The sequence below is a fragment of the Actinoplanes sp. ATCC 53533 genome (genome assembly GCF_003947245.1).
This window is the reverse complement of record NZ_QHHV01000668.1, coordinates 1-670: the sequence shown is the minus strand read 5'-3', so window position 1 is coordinate 670 and position 670 is coordinate 1. Positions and strand designations below refer to the sequence as shown.

Here is a 670-nt window from a genome sequence, read left to right as displayed (position 1 = left end):
AGTCGAGCCGGTCTGGGAAGTCGGGCATGTATTTCATGGTTTGAACTGGGCTTCGGAATACGGGTTGTCGTTCGAAGTTCGAGGCCGGGAGTGAACTCAGAACGCCGAGGTCGACGAGCATTTCCGACACCGCTTTGAGGTCATCGAGCCGCCGCGGTCGGCGTGGATGGTGTGCGGCTCGACCGCCGGCCGGCATTGGCGTGGCGATTCTCAGGCGCCAGCAACGGCAGGGCCATTGCGTGTTCGGCGGTTGCAGGCTTGAGCTGGGATGACGTGGGGTGTTTGACCTCTGTGGAGGTGCCCGGGGCGGGTGAGATCGCCTAGGTGATCATGGGAGTTCTCACGCTTCCAGACACTTCGAGGACCTCACCCGCGATGTCAGCATGCCCGATACCGGTACTGTCCGCAGTTGCTACCCCCTCCGACACGCCAGTCCGCCCGGTAACCGAGGGTGAACAGGCCGGTTTGCTGCGAGCGTTGGCAGTGGTGCCGGATCCGCGCAGCCCGCGTGGGCTGCGTTACCCGCTCGCCGGGCTCTTGGCGGTCGCGGTGTGCGCGGTGCTGGCCGGGGCTACGTCGGTGGCCGCGATCGCGGACTGGCTGCACGATCTGGACGACATCGCCCGAGCCCGGCTCGGGTTCGTTCGGGGTATGCCGGCCACGACCACGA

1 protein-coding gene and 1 pseudogene are annotated in these 670 nt (G+C 66.0%); one reads left to right on the top strand and one right to left on the bottom strand.

Annotated elements, in window-relative coordinates:
- A pseudogene (locus tag DMB66_RS66475) lies at positions 1–171 on the bottom strand (IS3 family transposase); the annotation flags it as partial.
- 312 nt (positions 172–483) lie between these two features.
- Between DMB66_RS66475 and DMB66_RS60550 the strand changes: the two are divergent.
- Positions 484–670, top strand: a 187-nt coding sequence (locus tag DMB66_RS60550; protein WP_370321641.1) for a transposase family protein, incomplete at its 3' end; no start/stop codon positions are given.